The 20,321-nt window shown below is 57.2% G+C and carries 13 protein-coding genes; 7 read left to right on the plus strand and 6 right to left on the minus strand.

Going from position 1 to position 20,321, the window contains the following annotated elements; genetic code table 11:
• Positions 1 to 24 precede the first annotated feature (24 nt).
• The 7 genes from ACIPHM_RS00865 to ACIPHM_RS00895 all read left to right on the plus strand — a co-directional run bounded on the left by ACIPHM_RS00865 (position 25) and on the right by ACIPHM_RS00895 (position 9,577).
• Complete coding sequence (locus ACIPHM_RS00865) at positions 25 to 1,080, plus strand: transporter (protein WP_400323406.1); 1,056 nt, start codon at positions 25 to 27, stop codon at positions 1,078 to 1,080.
• Positions 1,070 to 1,642, plus strand: a complete 573-nt coding sequence (locus tag ACIPHM_RS00870) for a TlpA family protein disulfide reductase (RefSeq protein WP_400323410.1) — start codon at positions 1,070 to 1,072, stop codon at positions 1,640 to 1,642. Before ACIPHM_RS00865 ends, ACIPHM_RS00870 begins: the two co-directional genes overlap by 11 nt.
• A gap of 495 nt (positions 1,643 to 2,137) precedes the next feature.
• Positions 2,138 to 2,410 (plus strand): hypothetical protein, encoded by a 273-nt coding sequence (locus ACIPHM_RS00875; RefSeq protein ID WP_400323413.1) that lies wholly within the window; start codon positions 2,138 to 2,140, stop codon positions 2,408 to 2,410.
• A gap of 74 nt (positions 2,411 to 2,484) precedes the next feature.
• Complete coding sequence (locus ACIPHM_RS00880; protein ID WP_400323416.1) at positions 2,485 to 4,884, plus strand: TerB N-terminal domain-containing protein; 2,400 nt, start codon at positions 2,485 to 2,487, stop codon at positions 4,882 to 4,884.
• Positions 4,881 to 6,179 carry an ATP-binding protein gene (locus ACIPHM_RS00885; protein WP_400323419.1) on the plus strand — a complete coding sequence of 433 codons (1,299 nt, stop codon included), beginning with the start codon at positions 4,881 to 4,883 and terminating at the stop codon, positions 6,177 to 6,179. Before ACIPHM_RS00880 ends, ACIPHM_RS00885 begins: the two co-directional genes overlap by 4 nt.
• Positions 6,151 to 8,388, plus strand: a complete 2,238-nt coding sequence (locus ACIPHM_RS00890) for a DEAD/DEAH box helicase (RefSeq protein ID WP_400324288.1) — start codon at positions 6,151 to 6,153, stop codon at positions 8,386 to 8,388. The genes ACIPHM_RS00885 and ACIPHM_RS00890 overlap by 29 nt, the downstream gene beginning before the upstream one ends.
• Before the next feature lie 637 nt (positions 8,389 to 9,025).
• Positions 9,026 to 9,577: a hypothetical protein gene (locus tag ACIPHM_RS00895; RefSeq protein WP_400323422.1), complete on the plus strand. Its 552-nt coding sequence runs from the start codon at positions 9,026 to 9,028 to the stop codon at positions 9,575 to 9,577.
• A gap of 12 nt (positions 9,578 to 9,589) precedes the next feature.
• Here the strand turns inward: ACIPHM_RS00895 and ACIPHM_RS00900 are convergent, their stop codons facing one another.
• The 6 genes from ACIPHM_RS00900 to ACIPHM_RS00925 form a co-directional block, all read right to left on the minus strand.
• Positions 9,590 to 11,032, minus strand: coding sequence for an ISNCY family transposase (locus ACIPHM_RS00900; RefSeq protein WP_400323425.1), 1,443 nt, complete (start codon positions 11,030 to 11,032; stop codon positions 9,590 to 9,592).
• 458 nt (positions 11,033 to 11,490) lie between these two features.
• The gene (locus ACIPHM_RS00905; RefSeq protein WP_400323428.1) at positions 11,491 to 13,032 is read right to left on the minus strand and encodes a hypothetical protein; all 1,542 of its coding nucleotides are present in this window, start codon (positions 13,030 to 13,032) and stop codon (positions 11,491 to 11,493) included.
• A 1,151-nt stretch (positions 13,033 to 14,183) separates the two neighbouring features.
• Positions 14,184 to 15,200 carry an ATP-binding protein gene (locus ACIPHM_RS00910; RefSeq protein WP_400323430.1) on the minus strand — a complete coding sequence of 339 codons (1,017 nt, stop codon included), beginning with the start codon at positions 15,198 to 15,200 and terminating at the stop codon, positions 14,184 to 14,186.
• A 10-nt stretch (positions 15,201 to 15,210) separates the two neighbouring features.
• Positions 15,211 to 17,028: a hypothetical protein gene (locus tag ACIPHM_RS00915; protein WP_400323433.1), complete on the minus strand. Its 1,818-nt coding sequence runs from the start codon at positions 17,026 to 17,028 to the stop codon at positions 15,211 to 15,213.
• A 110-nt stretch (positions 17,029 to 17,138) separates the two neighbouring features.
• Positions 17,139 to 17,837, minus strand: a complete 699-nt coding sequence (locus tag ACIPHM_RS00920; RefSeq protein ID WP_400323436.1) for a hypothetical protein — start codon at positions 17,835 to 17,837, stop codon at positions 17,139 to 17,141.
• A 338-nt stretch (positions 17,838 to 18,175) separates the two neighbouring features.
• Positions 18,176 to 20,155 (minus strand): tyrosine-type recombinase/integrase, encoded by a 1,980-nt coding sequence (locus ACIPHM_RS00925; RefSeq protein WP_400323439.1) that lies wholly within the window; start codon positions 20,153 to 20,155, stop codon positions 18,176 to 18,178.
• Positions 20,156 to 20,321 lie beyond the last annotated feature (166 nt).

The following is a 20,321-nucleotide window of genomic DNA, read 5'->3' on the forward strand; positions in this document are numbered from 1 at the left end:
TTCAGAACACACACGAGGAAAATCATGTCTAGCGCATCGAAGCGTTTAGCGGGGGCTGCAGTTGTCTGCACGGCCGGTCTGCTCGTATCTAATTTGGCGCAAGCGTGCGCCACCTGCGGCTGCTCGTTGAGCACAGACGCCGCCATGGGGTATTCGGCGTTGCCGGGATGGCGCATCAGCTTCGACTACAGTTTCATCAACCAAAGTCAGTTGCGCAGCGGGACAGGCGCCGTATCGCCGTCGCAAGCCGCCGCAGTCAACGACGCGGGGGGGAGTCAGGAAGTCGAAAAGCAGACAATCAATCGGTACTACAACCTGGGCCTGAGCTATAGTCCGAACAGCAGTTGGAATTTCAGCGCTATCGTGCCGTTCATCGACCGTAGCCACACGACCTACGGAAACGCCGGTGCAGGGCAGCTCACCCCCGATAATGTCAGCGGTGCCACGAGTAGCGGACTGGGCGATGTCAAACTGATTGCCAACTTTCAAGGCTTTTTGCCGACGCACAACCTCGGTGTGCAGCTCGGCGTGAAACTCCCCACTGGCGCCTACGGCGGCCAGAATGTCGTGACCGGCGCGACTGTCGGTCATCCTGTGTTCTTCTCAACGGGGCCGAATGTCGCGGGTGGCCAAGCGCTCGACACGAGCCTGCAACCCGGCACAGGCAGTACGGATATCATCCTCGGGGCTTACTATTACCAGCCCGTGAGCCAGGATTTCGATGCGTTCGTGAACATGCAGTTTCAATCCGCAGTGATGGAAAAGCTCAATCAGGTCAACGCGGATTATCGCCCCGGCAACCTCACCACGGTGAGTGCGGGGCTTCGTTACGAAGCCAATCCTACGATCGTGCCGCAGCTTCAGATCAACTTCACGCGCAAGAGCGCGGATCAGGGCGCCTTGGCCGATACCACCGATACCGGGGGGACTGTGGTCTATCTGAGTCCCGGTGTCACCATTGCGGTGACACATAGCTTGCATGTCTACGGCTTTGTTCAGAAGGCGCTCTACAGCAAGCTGGACGGCTATCAACTGTTCCCCCGCTGGACCGGGAACGTTGGGGTTTCTTATGCCTTTTAAGCGATTTAGCCCGAACTCCAGTCCCTCGTTGTCGCGGCGTCGCTGGTTGCAGGCGGCCGGCGGCATTGTTGTGGGCACGGGGTTATCCGGATGGGGAACGCCGGGACACGCAAACAGCCTGACAGTGGGGGCGCCAGCTCCACCGCTGGTGCTGCAAACGCTGGACGGTCGTGAGATCGCCACGCAAGCGCTGCGTGGCCAGGTCGTCGTTCTCACGTTCTGGGCGACATGGTGCGATCCGTGCCATGAAGAATTGCCGCTGTTGTCTGCTTACGCAGAGCGGCACGCCCGCGACGGGCTTCAGATGCTGGGCTTCAGCCTGGATACGCCGGAAAACCTGCCTATGGTGCGAAAAATTGCTGCGAGCCTGAGCTTTCCGGTGGGTTTCCTGGGCAGCGCATACGCCGGTGGCTATGGGCGTATCTGGCGTCTTCCGGTGAACTTTGCGATTGATCGTGCGGGCCGCTTGGCGCACAACGGTTGGGACGATCCGGCACCGCCGGCATGGACCACAGAACGTCTGGAGAGGTTCGTCACGCCGCTATTGCGGGCTTCGCGATAGCGGCGTGCGGGGGACAGTCGCAGAATGATTTCACCTTCGATCCGCCGCCTGCAGCACTGCTAATGCGCCGTCAGAACGAAAATGCCGCGGTGACCGTCACCGTTCCGGCGTTGATGGGGTAAGAGGTGCCGACCAAGCTGTAAGAACACGCTAGGGTTGCTAACCTAATATCATAAAAATCAACGACTTACGTGGTATTAAGCGACGCTGCCCTCCATTTCGCCCCCGTGAATTGGGTGGCTGCCCAACTTAATTTCGCTAACTTGCGAATTTCGCCAGCAGCCGTGAGAGTCTTCGCGCGCTGTCGGCATATCAAATGCCGACTACGGTAGCCAAATTTGGACAACGTACAGGGGGCAGAGATACGTTGTACTCAGTCACCGCTGGGAGGTGCATTCGGTCTAGGGAGTGGCCGTACAGCGTCGCGCTAGAGCCAATGTCAGAGCCCGTTGGTGTCGCAACGTACAAATAGATGTCGACAGGAACGGCCACTTCATGCACATCTATTTGCACGGACAGTATCTGCGCCTTCAGCGCGGCAAAGAACTGACAACCGGCCTCGTTGAGATTGGGCAAGCTCAGAAAGCTTATCTCGCTATCCCCCTTATCTGGCATCAACCCATGTGCCGCGTCATTGGGTTTGGTACCGCAATGGTGTCAAGCTTCGGTAACTTGCTCGTTAAAATTTTCCTAACGACGATTCGCCAAATCTCGCAATTCGTTCGTAATTCGGAGGTTCGCAGTCCTGCTCAACCGGTGATTGGGTAAAATGATGCAAAAGTCACCGCACCCGTAAGTTAATTCAGGCGCGGAAGTTAAAAAATGCTCGAGAGGCTAAGTCGATGAGCCAGAAGAAGCGAATATCGGGGATATGGCACGCGTTGCTCGCGGTGGGGATTGTGTTCGTTTTCGTAGCAGCACCGAATGGCGGGTGGAAAGCGTTCCTTTTAGTTGCGCTACTTTGGGTTACGATTTCTGCGCTCAGGGCCGAAAAATCAAATAAATTCCACACTTCGGCCCAATCTGAAGTCCGGCCGAGAAACGACGCCTACCAACGGTCGACGGAAATGCCAACGAAAAGCCTTCATACCTCAGATGAGGAAAATTTCGTTACGGTGCGACTCGCTGAACGTGGGTCGGAGACCCAATTCCAAATTGCGCCTCCCCCAGTGGGCCTGGCGCAAAAAGTTCGATGGGTACCAAAAGGTGAAAGTGTGGTCGTGGGCGGGACAGCAATCGATGGCGGGTTGTTCTATCTCGGGACCGTTCCTGGGGGTGACAAATACTACGGACTCGATGCGTGTGTGGTGAACTCGAACCTCAAGGTCGCTACCGCCGGAGATTCTGCCTCGACCGACGGTGTCGATTATTGGCAAGGATATGGTGGGATGTCACCCGCGCAACGTCGAAACGTTATTGATTGGCTCGCGTCTAGTAGGTCGGATACTAATGCGCACCGAAGTTGCGTGAATTTCTACATCAGTGGGCTTGAGCGACGGGTTCTGGTAGACGGCTTCGAAGGGCGGGTCGACAAGAGCGAATTGAGTGCCATTGGCGATGAATTGCGGCGACTAAAGGCAACGTTTCCCAATCAGGTTGCGATGGGAGCCCTCGACATGTTGTTGGACGCAGTGTTCATACAATCTGTGCATCCCGGCCGGACTTATGAACATCCCCCGGAACCCTCGGAGAATTACTTCGAAGTGCCATTGGCCATCCGGGTTGCGTTTGGTCAGGCGGCAGTGGACAAAACGCCTGTGCCTGTCGCATGGGCATTGGCGTGGGTGTTGGCTGATGGCGCTGTTGTAAAGCGCACGCCCGCTCACCGTTGTGAGCGTGAATTTAAGCTCCTGTTCCGCAGGAGATACGCGGAGCAGTTCCGTGAGGGCATAAAGCTTACCGAGAACAAAACCAAACTTCAGGTGCGCAGCCGGACGCTCTTGCCGGCGCTTTATAACGTGACGTATCCGGACTACATCACGTCACTCCCTGACCAGGCTGCTCTGACCGGGCCGCGAAAGAAGCTTCAGCAACTTACTTTCGAGTGCACCGACATGCTTGACGCTTACAGTCGTTTTCTCGGCCGTAACCCTGACTCGGCTGGTTCGTTAGAGGGCATGCTTCTTTTGCCTAGAGACCTTTGGTCCGAGTCCGCGAATCAAGAGATTGACAGGCTAAAAGCGGCCGTGATTAGTGGGGCATTCGTCGCGACGTTCGACGCGCTTTTTAAGCAGTTCAATGCAACGTCAGGCGTCACTCGTGACAAGCTCGCCGAACTCGCGTCTGTGCTGGACAAGGTGGGGATAGGCATGGAGCCGGATGTGCGTATTTCCGGCCGTACACCGAAGTCCACAGACTTCGTCGCACTGTACTCGTGTCCCGTCTCTGGCAAAGGTGACCTCGTTGACGGAGCATTTCTTACGCAGGCCCTGATGGTCGACATGGCGGCGTCCGTCGCGATGGCAGACGGTAGCGTCTCAGACCAAGAGTTGCAGCTAATCTATCGCCAGATTGATTCTTGGCCACAAACATACCTTGGCCAGCGTGAACGGCTCAAGGCGCGGGTTCAGGTGCAGATTGCGCAACCGCCAACGCAGGCGAGCCTGAAGAAGCGCTTGGAACCGTTGCCACCCGAGGCCAGAAGTGCTGTGGCCCACGTTGTGGTGGGAACGGCCAATGCGGATGGCGTAGTCACCCCTGCGGAAGTAAAGCTTCTGGAAAAGCTTTATCAACTGCTCGGGCTGGACCCCAAGCGATTGTACAGCGACCTGCATGGGGCGACAGTTGGAAGTTCGTTTGACTTACCGAATCTCGCCACAAGCTCGGAACAGCGTTTGGCCGGATATCGTACTGTAGAGTTCGCGTTAGACACCGCTCGGATTGAAGCACTTCAAAAAGAAACTGCCAAAGTGTCTGAGATGCTGGCGAAAGTATTTGCTGAGGACGAATCCATAGTGGAAAAGCCGACTGAGGGCGAGGCTGCCTATGAGGCGGGTGCGGTCAGCGGAACGGGTCTTCTCGGGCTTGACGAATCGCACTCCACACTTCTTCGGCTTCTTCTCTCAAGGTCAAGTTGGACTCGTGCGGAGCTTAGTGATGCTACGTCGGGCTTGGATTTGATGCTTGATGGTGCTATAGAGCAGGTCAATGAAGCTTCTTTGGACTACTGGGATGAGCCGCTCATCGACGGTGACGACCCTTTCGAAATTAATCAAGAACTCGCTCAACGGTTAGTTACATGAATCCCATCCGCCCTAAGGACCGCGACGCGGTGCTGCAATCTCTTCGCGCAGGCGTCGTGCCCAGAAATGGTCAACATTTAATTCAGGTCGGCCGACAAAAGGAACTCGATGCGCTACTCCAGGATATTGAGCGTGTCGCTGACGGCGGGGCGAGTTTCCGCGTTGTCATTGGTGAGTATGGCGCCGGCAAGACGTTTTTTCTGAATCTCGTCCGAGCGATTGCTCTGGAAAAAAAGCTCGTCACTGTCCAGGCTGACTTGAATCCGGACCGGCGCCTTCATGCCTCCGGTGGGCAGGCGCGGTCTCTGTACAGCGAACTGGTGAAGAACATCTCGACGCGTACGAAACCAGACGGCGGAGCCATGGCGGGAATCGTTGAGAAGTTTATTGGGCAAGTCAGAACGGAGGCAAAAGCGGCTAACCGGTCAGCCGAAGACGTGATTCGCCAGAAACTCGACGTTTTAACAGAGATGGTCAATGGGTACGATTTCGCCGACGTCATTGCGGCGTATTGCAGAGGTTTTGACCAAGGGGATGAAGAGCTGAAAGGTAACGCGATTCGTTGGCTCCGGGGAGAGTTCACGACAAAGACCGATGCCCGCGCTGCCTTGGGCGTGAGAACCATCATCGATGACGCTTCCGTATACGACCAGTTGAAACTATTGGGGCGTTTTGTGCGGCTCGCTGGCTACAGCGGGCTGTTCGTTTGCCTGGATGAGCTAGTCAACCTTTACAAGCTTGCAAATGTGCAGGCTCGGAACTCCAACTATGAGCAGATTCTCCGAATCTTGAATGACTCCCTTCAGGGGTCAGCGGAGGGACTCGGGTTCGTGCTCGGAGGTACGCCTGAGTTCCTGCTCGACACGAAGCGTGGCTTGTACAGCTATACGGCACTTCAGTCGCGGCTGGCCGAGAATACCTTTGCCACCGGCGGACTCGTAGACTACACAGGCCCAGTAATTCGCTTGGCAAGCCTGACGCCCGAAGACTTCTATGTGCTGTTGGACAAGCTTCGGCAAGTGCATGCATTTGGCGACGAGGCTAACGCACGCATACCTAAGGATGGTATTGCGTCATTTATGGCCCACTGCGCTACGCGTCTCGGCGACCAGTACTTTCGGACACCCCGAACCACCATCACAGCGTTTATTAACCTCCTTTCCGTTTTGGAACAAAATCGCGACGCTGATTGGCGCCAGCTTGTTGGCGCCGTCGAGGTAGAGAGCGACACCGGGGGGCTGGATGACGTTGCTGTAGAGGCGGATGATGACCTTGCAAGCTTCCGCATCAACTGACTCTGCGAGCTTTAGTCTGCTCCATGAGCAAATTAAGCGATGGATTTGGATTCAGCAATGGACAGAGTTGCGAGACGCTCAGGAGCGTGCTATTCCGGCGCTTCTGGGGGGCAACCGAGACGTCATCATTGCTGCGGCAACCGCTGCCGGAAAGACCGAAGCAGCTTTTTTTCCCATTCTTTCGAATTTGCTAAGTGATGGAGCATGCGCCGGTTCGGTTCTTTACGTGAGCCCTTTAAAAGCGCTCATCAATGACCAATGGTCTCGCTTGGACCGAATGTGTGAGGAGCTTGAAATTCCTGTGGCCGGTTGGCACGGAGATGTTTCGGCCAGCCGAAAGCAGAAATTTTTCAAGAATCCGACTGGCGTTTTGCTCATCACTCCGGAATCGCTTGAAGCGATGTTCGTCAACCGGGGGGCAAGGGTTCCGGACACGTTTTCGTTGCTCCGTTACATCGTAGTCGATGAACTACACGCGTTCATTGGTTCGGAGCGAGGCAAGCAACTCCAATCGCTGATGCACCGTGTGGAAAAGGCTTGCGGACGAAAGTTGGCCCGAGTTGGGCTATCTGCGACATTGGGTGACATGCGTCTTGCGGCCGATTTTCTGCGCCCTGGCTCGGGCGATGACGTAGACGTTATTGAGTCGAATGGAGGTGCGCCTGATTTGAAAGCCCAACTAAAGGGCTTTGTGTTCAAACCGGCTCGAGTTGAGCTGGATCCTGATTTGGAGAATCCAGCTTTTGAGGATTCGGTGCCGGGAAGCGTCTTAGACGTCGCGAATCACATTTATACGACCCTCAGGTCGTCAAACAATCTCATCTTTCCCAACAGCCGGCAGCAGGTGGAAATGTATTCGGACCTTCTGCGGCGTGCTTGTGAACGGGACGGTAACCCAAACGAATTCTGGCCGCATCACGGAAGCTTGTCTAAGGAGCTTCGAGAGGATGCGGAGCGGGCTCTGAAGGACGGGGCCCGGCCAGCAAGCGCCGTCTGTACGACAACGCTCGAGCTCGGCATCGACATCGGCTCGGTCCGAAGCATCGCTCAAATTGGGCCACCACCATCGGTCGCGAGTCTCCGTCAACGCCTTGGTCGCTCGGGACGACGGAAGGGTGAATCGTCGGTATTTCGTGGGTACTGCATCGAGTCCGAACTCACACAAAAATCGGATTTCTCTGACCGAATCAGAGAAGGATTGGTCCAGTCGATGGCGATGGTCTATCTGCTGATACGACGCTGGTTTGAGCCTCCCCGTGCCAACGGCATGCATGCATCAACGTTGGTGCAGCAGATACTCTCGATGATTGCCGAGCGGGGCGGCTGCTCCGCCGCATATCTGTGGGGTGAGCTCGTCACCAGCGGGACTTTTGGTGCGGTCAGTAAAGACACTTTCCTATCGGTACTCTGGCAACTCGGGAAGCTTGACCTCATCATCCAGTCGCCGGATGGAACCTTGCTGCACGGAAAAAAAGGAGAGCAACTCGTCAGCCACTATGAATTCTATGCATCGTTCGCTACCGATGATGAGATGCGCCTAGTTGCGAACGGGCGTCAGTTGGGTAGTGTTCCCATCGGGCACGCTCTATCGGTGGGGCAAGGCATCATTTTTGGCGGTCGACGGTGGCGAGTTCAAGAGGTGGACCAAGCGACAAAGACGGTTTACGTGCTTCCCGATAAAGGTGGTGCGCCGCCAACGTTCGATGGGAACGGGGCGATGGTCCATGACGAGGTGCGACAAGAGATGCGCCGCATACTCGCTGGGAGCGAAGAGGTCCCACTTTTGGATAGGCAGGGTAGGGCTCTCCTCGCTGAGGCCCGACGTTACTACGCGGATGCGGCGTTGGCTTCTGAGGTGTTTGTACCAGAAGGTTCAAAACTGCACCTTGCTACTTGGCACGGGGATTGGCTGAACGACGCCCTTGTGCAACTACTTCGCACGAGAAGGGTCGACGCCTTTAATAATGGTCCGGTTGTCTCAGTCATGAACTGCGACCTCGACAGGTTGAAGGACGCATTGGAGGAAATTGGAAGCCTCAACGCAGATGCCGCAGTCGAGTCACTAGTTGGCATCGAAAATCTAGAGCACGAGAAGTGGGACTGGGCATTGCCAGACGACGTGAAGCTGAAGTCATTTGCGTCGACTCGGCTTGATATCGACGGGGCGCTTCGGTTTGCGTCCAAAATTGTTACCAACCAGTCGACCTAGGAAAGCCAACGCAGCCATATAAGTCCTTTAGGATGTGTTTAGTGCTCCCGTGGCCACTCTCGGCTTCTTGCGGCCCGGGCACTCGACGCGCTCACCGCTCTGCGAACGCCCTCGCTGCGATAACGACGGTCCTTACCACGCCAGAGCGCAGAGCGTCCAACGGCGTGGCATTTACTAGAGATGCCTTCGGGGTGACAAAGAATTGGAGCTTGCTCCATGCAGGTATTTGCCCGAGTTCCCGCGTTACGCGCATCAGCGTTTGCACGCTGCCGGACCCGCTGTAGAAGGCAGGGCAGATTTGTGCGCCGCTCGGTCTCGGTACGCGATTTGTCGCCCATATGGGAACTGGCTAGTGGACGCATCGAGCCTGGGGTTGGGGCGGTCGAGGCGGCTGCTTTGGTTCTGGACGCCGTGTTTGATGTGTCGCGTGCTTCTGTTGGGCTTGATGACGATGCAGCTCGTAGAGTTAGCGTTGAATTTGCCGAACTTCAAAGTGACTCGATTGAGGCTCGCGTCCTTGCACCACGGACAGATGCAGGCGCCCAATGTTCGGAGCAGCGGTTTTCGTCTTCGGTTTCTCACTAACTCCGACCATTGGAAGGTTGGTGAATTTCGTTGGTCGGTTAGGGAGGCAAGCGTGTTCTTACACAAGCGGGATACACCAGGTTATTTGGTGCGGATTGTCAAGGCTATGCTCAGATGTCCGCTTCCCGGCTATGTTGAAATGTCCGTTTTGGTAGACTTCGCAAGAAACAGTATTGCCAAAAAAGGACGAAAAATGAGAAAAGCCGTCAGGGGATTTGCGACCGCACTACTTGTTGTCATGACTGTAGCCGCTTCCGGGTGCGCGACAGTCGACTACCAAGCCTACGAGGGACGAAATAATCGCTATCACGGCGATGGCGGCACCAAGGTCAGCGTCGACGGCGTAGACTTTTGGGCTAATGGGGCACCCCCACGACCCTTCACTGTTCTGGGCATTGCGACGAGTGAAATTGGGAGTGGGGTCGGAGACGAAGCAATGATCCGATCTGCGGTTGCAGGGCAAGTAAAAGCACAAGGCGGTAACGCGGCAATTGAAATATCAAACTCCGAGAAGTTTGCTGGAATGCTGCAACTCAGCTCAACTCTTTACGCCACCGCGAACACGAAGCGCATGCGGTTCGCTGTGGTGAGGTATGTGGACTAACCGGCCAGAAATCTAGCCACGAGACGAACTGCGCAGAACACTGAGATCCTGCTGCGCTGCCTCATCGAGCGGCCACGACCGTTTCTGCAATCGCAGCAGTGCCTCCAGCATGTCGTCCTGCCCGAGCGAGCGCTGTGACTTCTTGCCGGGCGGTCGGCCGCGTTTGCGAGGAGCCTCGTCTGCAACCGTTGACGGCAGAGACTGGGACCGCCGGTTGTCTCGCTTCTCCTGAACGTACTGCGCGAGCTGGAGTACGTGCCCAAGACGCTTGTTGTCCACAATCGCTCCCTGATCGACCTCCGACAAGCGATCGTAGATGGTGTAGGGAAGGGCAGCACCATTCGCCCGGGGCTCGATCCTGCCATCAGGGTACTGGTAGACGTCGATGTACTGGCTGGCCAGCTTGCGGGTCTCTGCCGTTTCGGTCAGGAGATACAGCTTCTTGTCGTATTGGAGCGTGAGACTCTTCGATACGCAACGCGGCTCGCGCCAGGTAAAAATCAGATCCAGGTTCTCATCGGCACGAAGTTGACGGTGAACATTGTGTTCATTGCGTGGCGGTTTGCCGAACCGGGCGTTGTAGTCCGCGACGAAGGTCGGCATAAAGGCATTGGCCGCGTCCATCGTGCTGATGCCAAGCAAGCGCAACTCCTTGACCAACCGATCCTGCAAGGTCAAGTGCGTCCGTTCGACGCGCCCTTTGGCTTGGCTGCTGTTCGCGCAGATTCCTTCAATGTTGAGCTCGAACAGCGCTCGCGCGAATTGGGTGTGCCCATCGCCGCCTGCGGCCGCCTTGCTGTTCACACGGAAGACCGCTGCCTTGTCGCTATAGAACGCCACCGGCTTCCCGTGACGCTCAAGATACGCGCGGGTCGCCTCAAAGTAGCTGAACGTGGATTCGGACGGCACGAAGCGCATCTCCATGATTCGACTGGTGGCGTCGTCGACGTAGACCAATGCTGTACACGCCGGCGCCCGATCCTCAAACCAGCGATGATCGCTGCCATCGATTTGAATCAGTTCCCCGAGGCAGGCACGACGGTTCCGGGGCTGGTAGACCTTCGGTGGTCGTTGAGCACGTGGCGTCCACAGTCCGCCAGCGATCATCAGCTTCCGCACGGTCTCTTTGGCGAAGGACAATCCATGAATCTCATGAAGCTTCTCACAGGCCAACGTCGGCCCGAAGTCCGAATACAGCTCACGGATAATCGTCAATGCCAGGGCCTCGCGCGAGGCCGGGAGCCGATTGTTGCTCGGGCGACCGTACCGACGGGAAACCAGTCCAGCCGGCCCGTGTTGCCGATATCGCTCAAGTAGCCGGCGAATCTGCCGGTCTGTCACGTTTAGACGCTGCGCGGCAGCTACCGATTTGAGACGCCCCTCGACGACAGCCTGAATGGTCTTGAGGCGATCCAGCTCCTGCATGCTCACTGTAATGACTCCGGTTCGCGCCATCGATTCGTTGCCTCGCGTTCATGATCGGGGCATCTGAATACCACACGAACGGCTCGAACACGGACATTTGAACTTGGCTAGAACCGGACATTACAACTTAGCCACTACACGGATATTTCGCATAATGTACATTATGTTAAATAATAAGCGAGTTGATGCAATCGATCCCGAAATGCCGTGTGCCCGAACGGTCAACAAGAGCAGCAGTCGGCGGACGCAATTTAGGGTAATGCCCCCGGTTTTTTCGGACACAAATGTGCAACTTCATTGAATTTGCACATTTGTAGCGGTTTTCTGTCGCAGAAATGATCACTCGCAGAATCGTAGTGAAATTGTGTCCATCGCGGTTTGACGGGCGTCTATAGCTTTCCCGTGGCGTGGATGATTGGCAGTATCTGTTCTAGCCTCCTCCGCCGGCTGGGGTTACGTGCCATCCTCTCTCACTTGTTCGGATTACCCTAACGCTGGCGCCACAGGTGTGAAATTCTGTCTAGATTCGCAGACAGATTTTTAGGCGACAGTTTGCCCCGAGGGCCCAGATATGCAAGCGTCGACGATGGAATGTTGTAGGCTCTCCCAAAGAGCCTCCAGTTGTCTCCCCCGGCATCTTCCACCTGTTGTAAAAATGTGTTCGCTAATCGTCGGGCCCCGGCATTCAATAGTAGTTCTGCTGTGTGAGCGTCAGAGGCAATGGTGGCCAGTGACGCTGCGTCGCGAAACACGTGTCGTGCAATCTGTTGAATTCCGGCGAGCCCCATACCGAGAAGAGGCTCTGATGTGGGTTCACGCGTGGGATCGGCAGTCGTCCACAAGTCATCCGATGCAGTTTTAACTCCCGTGCGATCGATCCATTGCCTCAGTAGCTCGCCTAACGGCGGCACCACGTACACGATTTGACATCCGGGCTTTCTGTGCTGAGCTTTAAGGACGGTCTCATGTTGCCGAATAGCGATGTCCTTGCCCGACAATGCATGAACTTCAGGAAGGCTGAGCGTACCGTAGTAGCACAGTGAAATCATTAGCTGGCGGCGCAATCCTTCACGCGTGTCGTCGTTTTCAATCGCACGCCAGAGATAGCTCATTGCCGAGCTGCTTATTGGCTCGCTGTGAATTTTGCGATTCGTGCCAGCAGTCATCGGATTGGCGTCGGCCAACGGTCCTATTCGACACGGACGGATCTCGAAGCGGTTCGTTGCGTAACGTATGTTGCTTAACCACTCATAGAGCAGGCGAATCGCGATCATCGTCGAGCGAATACTTGCCGGTGCGAGGGGACCACGAAATGGCGCCCACTCTCCGCCGGGGCCGCTGCCCATAATCCATAAGGTCCGTGGACTGGGACTCAGTAGGAATGACTCAAACGCATCGAAATCACCTCTGTCGAGCGAGCTCATCGCCTTGCCTCGCTGCACGTACGCCCAATTCACGATTTTTTCGAGCGCGCGCCGGTAACTGCTTGCCGCTGCAGGTTGATCTCGAAAGGTGTCTAGCCACGCGTTGATCGCTTGCAGATCGCTTTGCAACGGTATCGACGGACCTTCCGGCGCGCGAAACACGCCGTCATGACCATCGAGTTCCGGCCCCGGGTGCAGATCCGTTAGGTGCTGCGGGCGATTCAGCCTAGTTGTGGCGGTGGTATTGCCGTTGCCTTCATTGGTCTGCCCCGAGACGGCCTCGTAGTTGACACTCTCATGCCGTTTGGACAAACGTGAAGCTACGCTTGGAATCGCGGCAAGAATCCGTGATGCCTGATGAATCCACTCGTTATAGCCCTCTCCTGCGCAAACGAAGATCCAGACCTGCGGCGTGACGGTGCTGGGAGTCGCCGATTGATAGGCATAGCTCAAGTGACATGGCCATGGCGGATTCGACGAATTGAGTTTTGAGCGAAACTCATTGACCAGCTCCATCCAACGTGGGTTGCCCGGCCCTGTTGAATCCAGTGTCGTTAACCGTTTTTGCCATTGCACGCACACGGCGTAATCTGCCAGAAAACTCATGGCACAAAACCTGACCCAAGTGTCCAAGCTAGCGATAACGTCGACAGGCCAAGTAGCCATTCGACTGCGTAAGACCGTCGGTGAGTCAGACGAGAGTGCGCCTAGTGTGTCTTCAAATCGTTGGCGCCAGAGCATAAAAGCACTGATTTCAGGGGGCTCATCACCAGGGGGGATGAGCATCGCACCGTCTTCGTGTTCCTCCAGCCAACGGGTGACGTAGCTTCGTTTCGACGAGTCGGCACCGAACCCTAGCGTACGCCACAGCCATCGGCGCAACGCACGATATAGCGCCATCTGATGTTGGTGACGGATCAGGCTCCGCTCAAAGTTCAACGGCTGTGATCTTAGCAACGCACCGAGAATGCATATCTGGTGTGATGGGGCCAGAATAGCTGCGGACACCTGTGTTTCACTTACTAGGCATAGCGCGTGAAATGTCGACTTCCGACGCTCTCGCTCAACGTTGGAGGCTGAACAGGACCAAGTGGACTGATTGGGCCACGTGAGGCTCAGCGCAGAGAGTCCGGTTAGCCACGTCGCTAACGATTCGTATGTGCCACCGGAAACGATGTCGGAAAGTGGGTTTTCCTTCGACGTTGGTTTCCAGGGAGCGCCATACCAATTCCAGCATGAGGGGCAGCGGAACGGTGCATCAAATGTCGCACGTGTCAGTGCATATCGGGGTGTGGGAGCGCCACAGTGAGCACACTTTGAGCGTAGCACGTCCCCGTGGATCGGGCACTTTTCGAGTCCTTCAATTTGGCAAGCCGCGTGATGAAACCCAAGGCTTAGGCAGGTTGGACAAAATCTGAGTGCCTCGTCGCTGGCCAGCCAACTTGCCCAGCGGCCAGGTTCCGGCAGTAGTACCCCTTCGCGGATTTGTTGGATCAAGGCATCTTCAGATTTGTGTTGTGTCATCCACTCTCCCCAAAGCAGGTCACGTGGATGCCTCCGGGAATAGTCGTTGGGGGCCAGTGGCCTGCCGAATACACTGGCGCACAGCTCCGACGCGCTCATGGCATTCGCAATTGCAAGCTTCCCCAGGCACGTGTAAGCGCTTTCACCGACGACGAACCATGCCGCTGCCCAGACCAACCCGCCGCGGAGAGCGCCGTGTGCAGCTCCGCTGCTGAGTGAGGTCGTCAAGGGATTCATAGACCCGCCAAATCTTGCGCAAGCGTCGCTTCAAAACCACTGCGTTGTACCGCCTGAATCCATGCGTCTCGTGATGCCTGGAAATCTCTGCGATCCTCGTCCATGTGGGTGCACAGGAAGTCACGAATGGCTCCTCCGACCCATTTCATGCCGATTTCGCCGCTTTGGCCTGTGCGGTGGTTGCGGAAGGTGGCGAAAGCGTCCCAACACGCCCGCGCCTCACGCTGGATACGCCAGCCTGCATCGTAGGCGCGCGGCATGAAGAATGAGGAGATACAGACACGGCTGTGCGATGGAAACTCGAAAATGTCTGGGTCGTCATAGCACTGCAGCGTAGCAAGAAGGTCCTGCTCTGAACGGATGCCATGAAATGCATAGAGCGTGAGAAGGAACCTGCCAATTAAATCAGTTCGTTTCGCGGTGCGCAGGTCGGTTCGAAGTGTGTTGAGCTGATGGTGACCGAACAGCACCACAACGAGGGAGATGCCCTGGCGCGTCAAGTCGTTGGACAAATCACGCATGTGAGTGAAATCCGCCTCTTTCCAATTCTGCGCTTCGTCAACAAACAGCAAGATACGGTCGCTCGCGTTCGCCTGCGCTGCTGTGAGCATCAACGAGTACACACGGATGCGACGTGCGATCGCGGTTCCAGTGTTCGGGCTACCATGACCGAGATCCAGCAGGAGATCGGTATAAAGGCCGCGCTCTGTTGGGTGGTCGTGCTCTTTGGCGTTCACACGCAATCGTGGAACATCTGCGAAGTGTTGCGTGACTGTCGCCTCAATCAGGTTAATAGCGAACGTCTTGCCGAAGCGTGACTCTGCGATAAAGCAAACGCCCGACTCGTAGTGAAGCAATGCGTCTTCCACGATTTCGAAGGCTTCTTTGATTGCCGGCGTCGGAGCGATTACCTGGTCTTTGATTAGGGGGTGAGTGTTCAGCTTTTCGTCGCGCAGCTGTAGAAGCTCAGTTAACGCCATTGGCTGGTCTGCGGGCGATGATCTCGCATCCATATCCTCTCTCCTAACGCCCTTTCCACACGACTGCTTTGAGTCGATTCGTCAAGGGGCGAATGTGCGGTTCTTGGGTAGATCGTTTCGGGGCGGCTGTCGTGGCAACGGTGACGCCGCTCTCGCGCTCCAGGTCGGCAAGAAAGGTTGCATCATGAGAAATCTTGTTGGGTCGCTTGCGAGAGCGTTTTTCGACACGAGTGGCCAGTGTGCGCGAAAATCCCTGGATGGGATCGTCATCGAGTACTTTGACGTCATCACTGGCTTGGATTTTCCTTCGCATCTCCAGCGTGTGTGCATATCTCCCCCACCCTGAGTGCAGTATCGTCAATTCACCAAGAGCAAAGCCATTGCTTAGATACGCGTCGCAGGTGCGTGCATCGCGCGGCACATGTACCACAATCCGCTTGCCGATGAGATGCCACGCGCTTTGCAGGTAGGCGTTGCTGTATCGTGCGCCACCAAATTCGACATAGGGACGCCGGCCCAGCCGTATCGAGCCATGTACGACGGGCGTGACAATTTCTACACCCAGTGCGGGTGAATTCCACGATGGTGCGGGCAAGGCGGGCAGCAAGGGACCATCGAATTTGCGTTGAGCGAAGGCACGAAGTACATCTAGCGGTGATTGCCCTCCGAGCGCCCGATGAGGAGTGGCGTTGTAATTGGCACACAATACGTCCGCGAGATAGAGCAATTGCTGGTAAGTGATCCCCAGTCGGCTCGCGGTACGCGCCGGATCACGTGCACGGGGGTCGCCCGGATGCGATCCGGTGGTTGACGGCAGGCGCTGGAAGCCTCGCGTTTCCAACGTTTTGAACCAGCGCTCAAGCAACGCGTTGTGCCCCCAATCGGCCAGTCCCCCATACGCGATGATGCAGCCGAGCCGACGACGCAGATGCTCCGCGATAACGTGGCTGTAGTGCTGCATAGCATTGTCTAGATTAAGCACACAGGGGCTGCACTGGGCCAACTCAGGGATGAGGCCCGAGGGAAATCCAGCACCTTGGGCATACTTTATGCCCAATATGGATGCTTCCATCGGCTGCCATGGAACGTTAGCCGCCACAAATGCCGCTTCTATCGTTTGGGCGGACGGCTGCGTGGTAATGCCCACTGAGTAGCCCAACACGCATCGTGAGTAGCTGTCCAGATACGCGATGAGCCACAGCCGTTCGATGGGCACAAACTGGGGTCCTACCGGGCCCGTAATCTCTAGCGTGCCGATGCAATCAATCTTGTGCGCATCACACTGTCCGATGTCAAAGGGCGCCATCGCACAAATCGGTGAGCGACGGGCGGTACCAAAGCGCAGTTTGTAAGCGGCATTCTCGCCAAAGCGGGTGTCGACTGCGCCGTGCGGCGAGCGCTGGACAAGCTCAGCGATGTAGCGTGCCACAGATCTGCGCCCTTGGCTTTTCGTGTTCAACGGGTAGCTCTGCTGGTCGACGCCAGCGTCGAAACACCAACTGCAGAGTCTTGACCAGGCTGTTTTTGCAGATACCCTAGCCTCGGCGACTTCCCCAGAAATACGACGCCCAAGAATGAGCGCATCGAGCTTGTCCTGAATCTCAGGATGCTCAGTGAGAAACTGTGTGAATGCGCCGGCGTGCCCGTTCCTGTCATTGCGATTCGGCGGCGATTTTTTTCGTCGATAGTCGCATGTTCGCATCCCGTGAAGTAATCCTGCCCAGCCATACAGCCGCCCGTCATCTGCGAGCGTTACGCATCGATTGAGTTGCCTTATCAATACGCTGCGAGACACCTGAGCAATTTTTGCCGCACGAGTAAGGTGACCAGTTTCCACATACACCGCGATGCCGGCTGACAAACGCTCGAAGCGCTCTCGCACAGGCTCAGCGAGTTGACTGGCGTCCACACGTCGCCAGTCTTCGACGTTGCGCCACTCCCATGGGAGGGTCCGAGCAGTTAGTGGCCGGCTCACGACGGCTCTCCCGCTCGCAAAATTTCGGTGCGCAGCGAAAGCGGCTTGTTGGCCAATGCGATCGCGATGCATCCGGTCTGAACGAGTCGAAACGCCGCGGCGATATAGGCGTCACCTTTGCCAATCGGGTCCAACCGTGCGATATCCATTAGCGAGGTGCCCTGCCCTGCGTCGAGGAGCGCCCCTACGGCCATAGATTCCTGCGTCAACGGCATGCCGCGGTATAGCGCAAGCCAGTGAATAATGCGTAACCAGTTCTGAAGATGTGCGCTGTTGGCATGCAAGTCGTGCTCACTCAGGCGACAGTGCTCGGCCTCACATGCTTGGGCAAGTCGTACGCAGGCTTGCTCCCTTGCCGGGTCGGTAACATCCCCCAGGCAACGCCACTCCCAGGTCCCATCGCGTCGGAGCACTTCCGCGCACCAAGTGAATGATGAACTGTGCACGTCAGCCGGCAATTGACGTGGCGCTGGCGCGTAGTTCACTGCAACGATGTCCGGTGTCGACTCAGCGACTACAAAGTGGGCCAATTCCAGTTTTCCACTGAGGACCCAGTCGCGATCCGATTTTGGACTGTAGGCGTAGAAGAGGTTGGCTTTACGATGCCCGCGCTTGTCGTACGCGTCGGCTAGTGCCGCGCGCATGCGAGTCCCTGGGCGTGCGTTGGATGCGGGACGTGAGGAAATGCTGGTCATGGCGAGTCTCCCACGCTCAGTGGAAAGACGCACGCCTCATGAAGGCAGTACCACAGCGCTTCCTAAGTGAAGAAAGCGAGACGCACCAGTCCAGCCTTGACATGGCTGCTTACGCGACCTATGTTCAAAGCGAGTGCCCCACCGATCAAGGGGGTGTGCTAGTGGTAATCAGCGGGTTCTGTCGCGCCTACGGCAGAGCCCGTTTGTATTTTCATGTTGGCGCTCGTATACGTCTCCTTCCGGATCGTTATGATCCGCCTCCTATATCGATAGGTCGTAACTCGCGCAAGGTCAAGTCCGGCGCGCGGTTGTGCCGTCCAGCAAGCCGCGAATGTGGGCTACAGGTGTTCGCCAAACGCCTTGTCCATGTCCTCGGCCCGCTTGCGCCTCTCGGGGTGTAAGTATTGTGAAGTGGTGGCCAGGCTCGCGTGCCCCATTTGATCTTTCACCACGTCGAGCGCAGCACCCCGCGCTACGGCGTGTGTGCCAAAGGTGTGCCGCAACCAGTGGGGGGTGGCCTGGCGGATTTGGTGGGCTGCCCCGGGATTGTCCGTTTCATAAACGCTTGCCGCCTCAGCGAGCGTTTGGCGAAGCATATGGGCGAGTCCATTGGGCGACAGGGGCTGATGCGGATGGCGCTGCGCATCCACGCCCAAGCGGCCGATGAGCGGGACATCCGGATCGATGTGGTCTACCACGTCCCCCATACCACGCTGCGCAAGATAGCGTTGCAGCATCTGCACCAGAGTCGTGGCCAACTCGACCACCCGCGTATGCTCGCCCTTGCCCGTGACAACCAGACGCCATCGCATACCTAGCCCGTCGAGGTTCTCGCATGACAAGTCCCCTACTCTTGCACTGGCAAGTTCAGACAACCGCAGGCCCGTGGCGTAGGCAAAGCGCAGCACGAATTGACGGCGTTGCGCTATCGGGTCGACGGGGTTCAGGCGATCTAGGTAGTCTTTGAGCAAACCCCAATCGCCCTGCGAGAGACTGCGGCCGCGATTAGCGCCACGATGCGGGTGTCCCGGTTTCGGTTTGGCGATGAGCAGCCAGGGGTTGTAGCGCAGATACTGCACCGCCATAAGCCAGTTGAAGAGGCGCTGCAACACCGTCATCGACAGGCGGATGCTCGCCGGCGCGAGTGCCCGCGCGAAGGGGCGCCAAGTGGCGCTATAGCGAGGCAGGTGTCGTGATGCAATCCAGTGTGGCGCGGGCGAGGCGAGAAACTCCCGGTAGGCCGCGCCATCCTGCACGTCCACATCGGACAGTGCTTTGCCCCGCTCGAACCAAGCCCAGTTCAAAAAGCGTTCGGCGTGACTGCGATAAGAGCGCCATGTATTGCCGCCGATCGGGTGCAGCGTGGCGAGCCAGGCCTGCACGGCGCCGAGATCGTGTGCGACCATGAGCCGACAAGTGCTGCCTATCAAGCGATTGTGGCCATCTTGTCCGTCCAACCCCATCGGGACGCTCAGGAACTCAAGTGGCGCGATACCGCCCAGTTGCGGTCGTAACAAACGCTGCACGTCAAGCCCCGCAGCGCGGCGCGGCACCAAGGCATGAGCAGGTACGCCCTGTCCTAGCGAGCCCTCATGCGCGTCTAACCATCGCTGCAGGCGAGTGGCTGCGACCGGTCCCAATCGGTGTACGCGGGCATGCCAACTCGGTCCGTGAGTACGGATAAAGGCAATCAGATCCAGCAACGTGAGGATGCCAACGGTCTCAAGCCGACCGGCAATGGCCTGATGGAACCAGCCGCGCACGTGATGATGCACTTGCGGCTTGACGGCCAGCAACTGCTGCAGCCGGGCCAAGGCCCGCAACTGTCGAGCCCGAATCCGATCGTTGCGCACTTGCCGCCGATCGGAGCGCGCCTCTGGGTGCGCTTCTTGAAAGAGCGCAAGCAGCTCCTTTTGAGTAAAGCACTCATACGGATCGTAGGCTTCGGCAAAGGCTTCCAACGTGGGTATGCTGCTCGCGGATGCCGCGTCACCGGACATCAAAGACGAGCCGATGAGCACTTCTGGTGCGATGCCGAGCACCCATGCTCCCGTGTAGTCCCGTTCGCGGCGTGCGGCGGTGACCAATTGCTCACGTATCCAACGCAGCGTCGTTCGGGCCCGGCGCAGATCGAGGCCGGTCTCCAGGTACTGGTCGGCCAGACGCTCGAGCGGCAATCTTTCCAGATAGCCCCGGAACAACGCGAAGTGCTCGAGGCCGAGGTGCTCTCGGGCGGCCGGGGATGGGCCGGGGCGCCCCTCGGTGCTGATGAAGGCGACGTCCGTCACGTCGGATGAGCGGGGTTTGACGTGCTGCATGGTCTTGCGCGGGTTACCTGTCTTGCGAGGATGCTTCCCCCCAACTCGTGCTGGATTCAATGGATCGTCGCACGTGGACGCCCTACCCGGCTAACCAAGGGGGCCGCGCAGAACGCCGCTAGGGCATTGATTTGCAAAAGGATAGCGTTTGGACCTTGCGTTGGTG

The organism is Pandoraea sp. NPDC087047 (genome assembly GCF_044745225.1).
Taxonomy (GTDB): Bacteria; Pseudomonadota; Gammaproteobacteria; order Burkholderiales; family Burkholderiaceae; genus Pandoraea.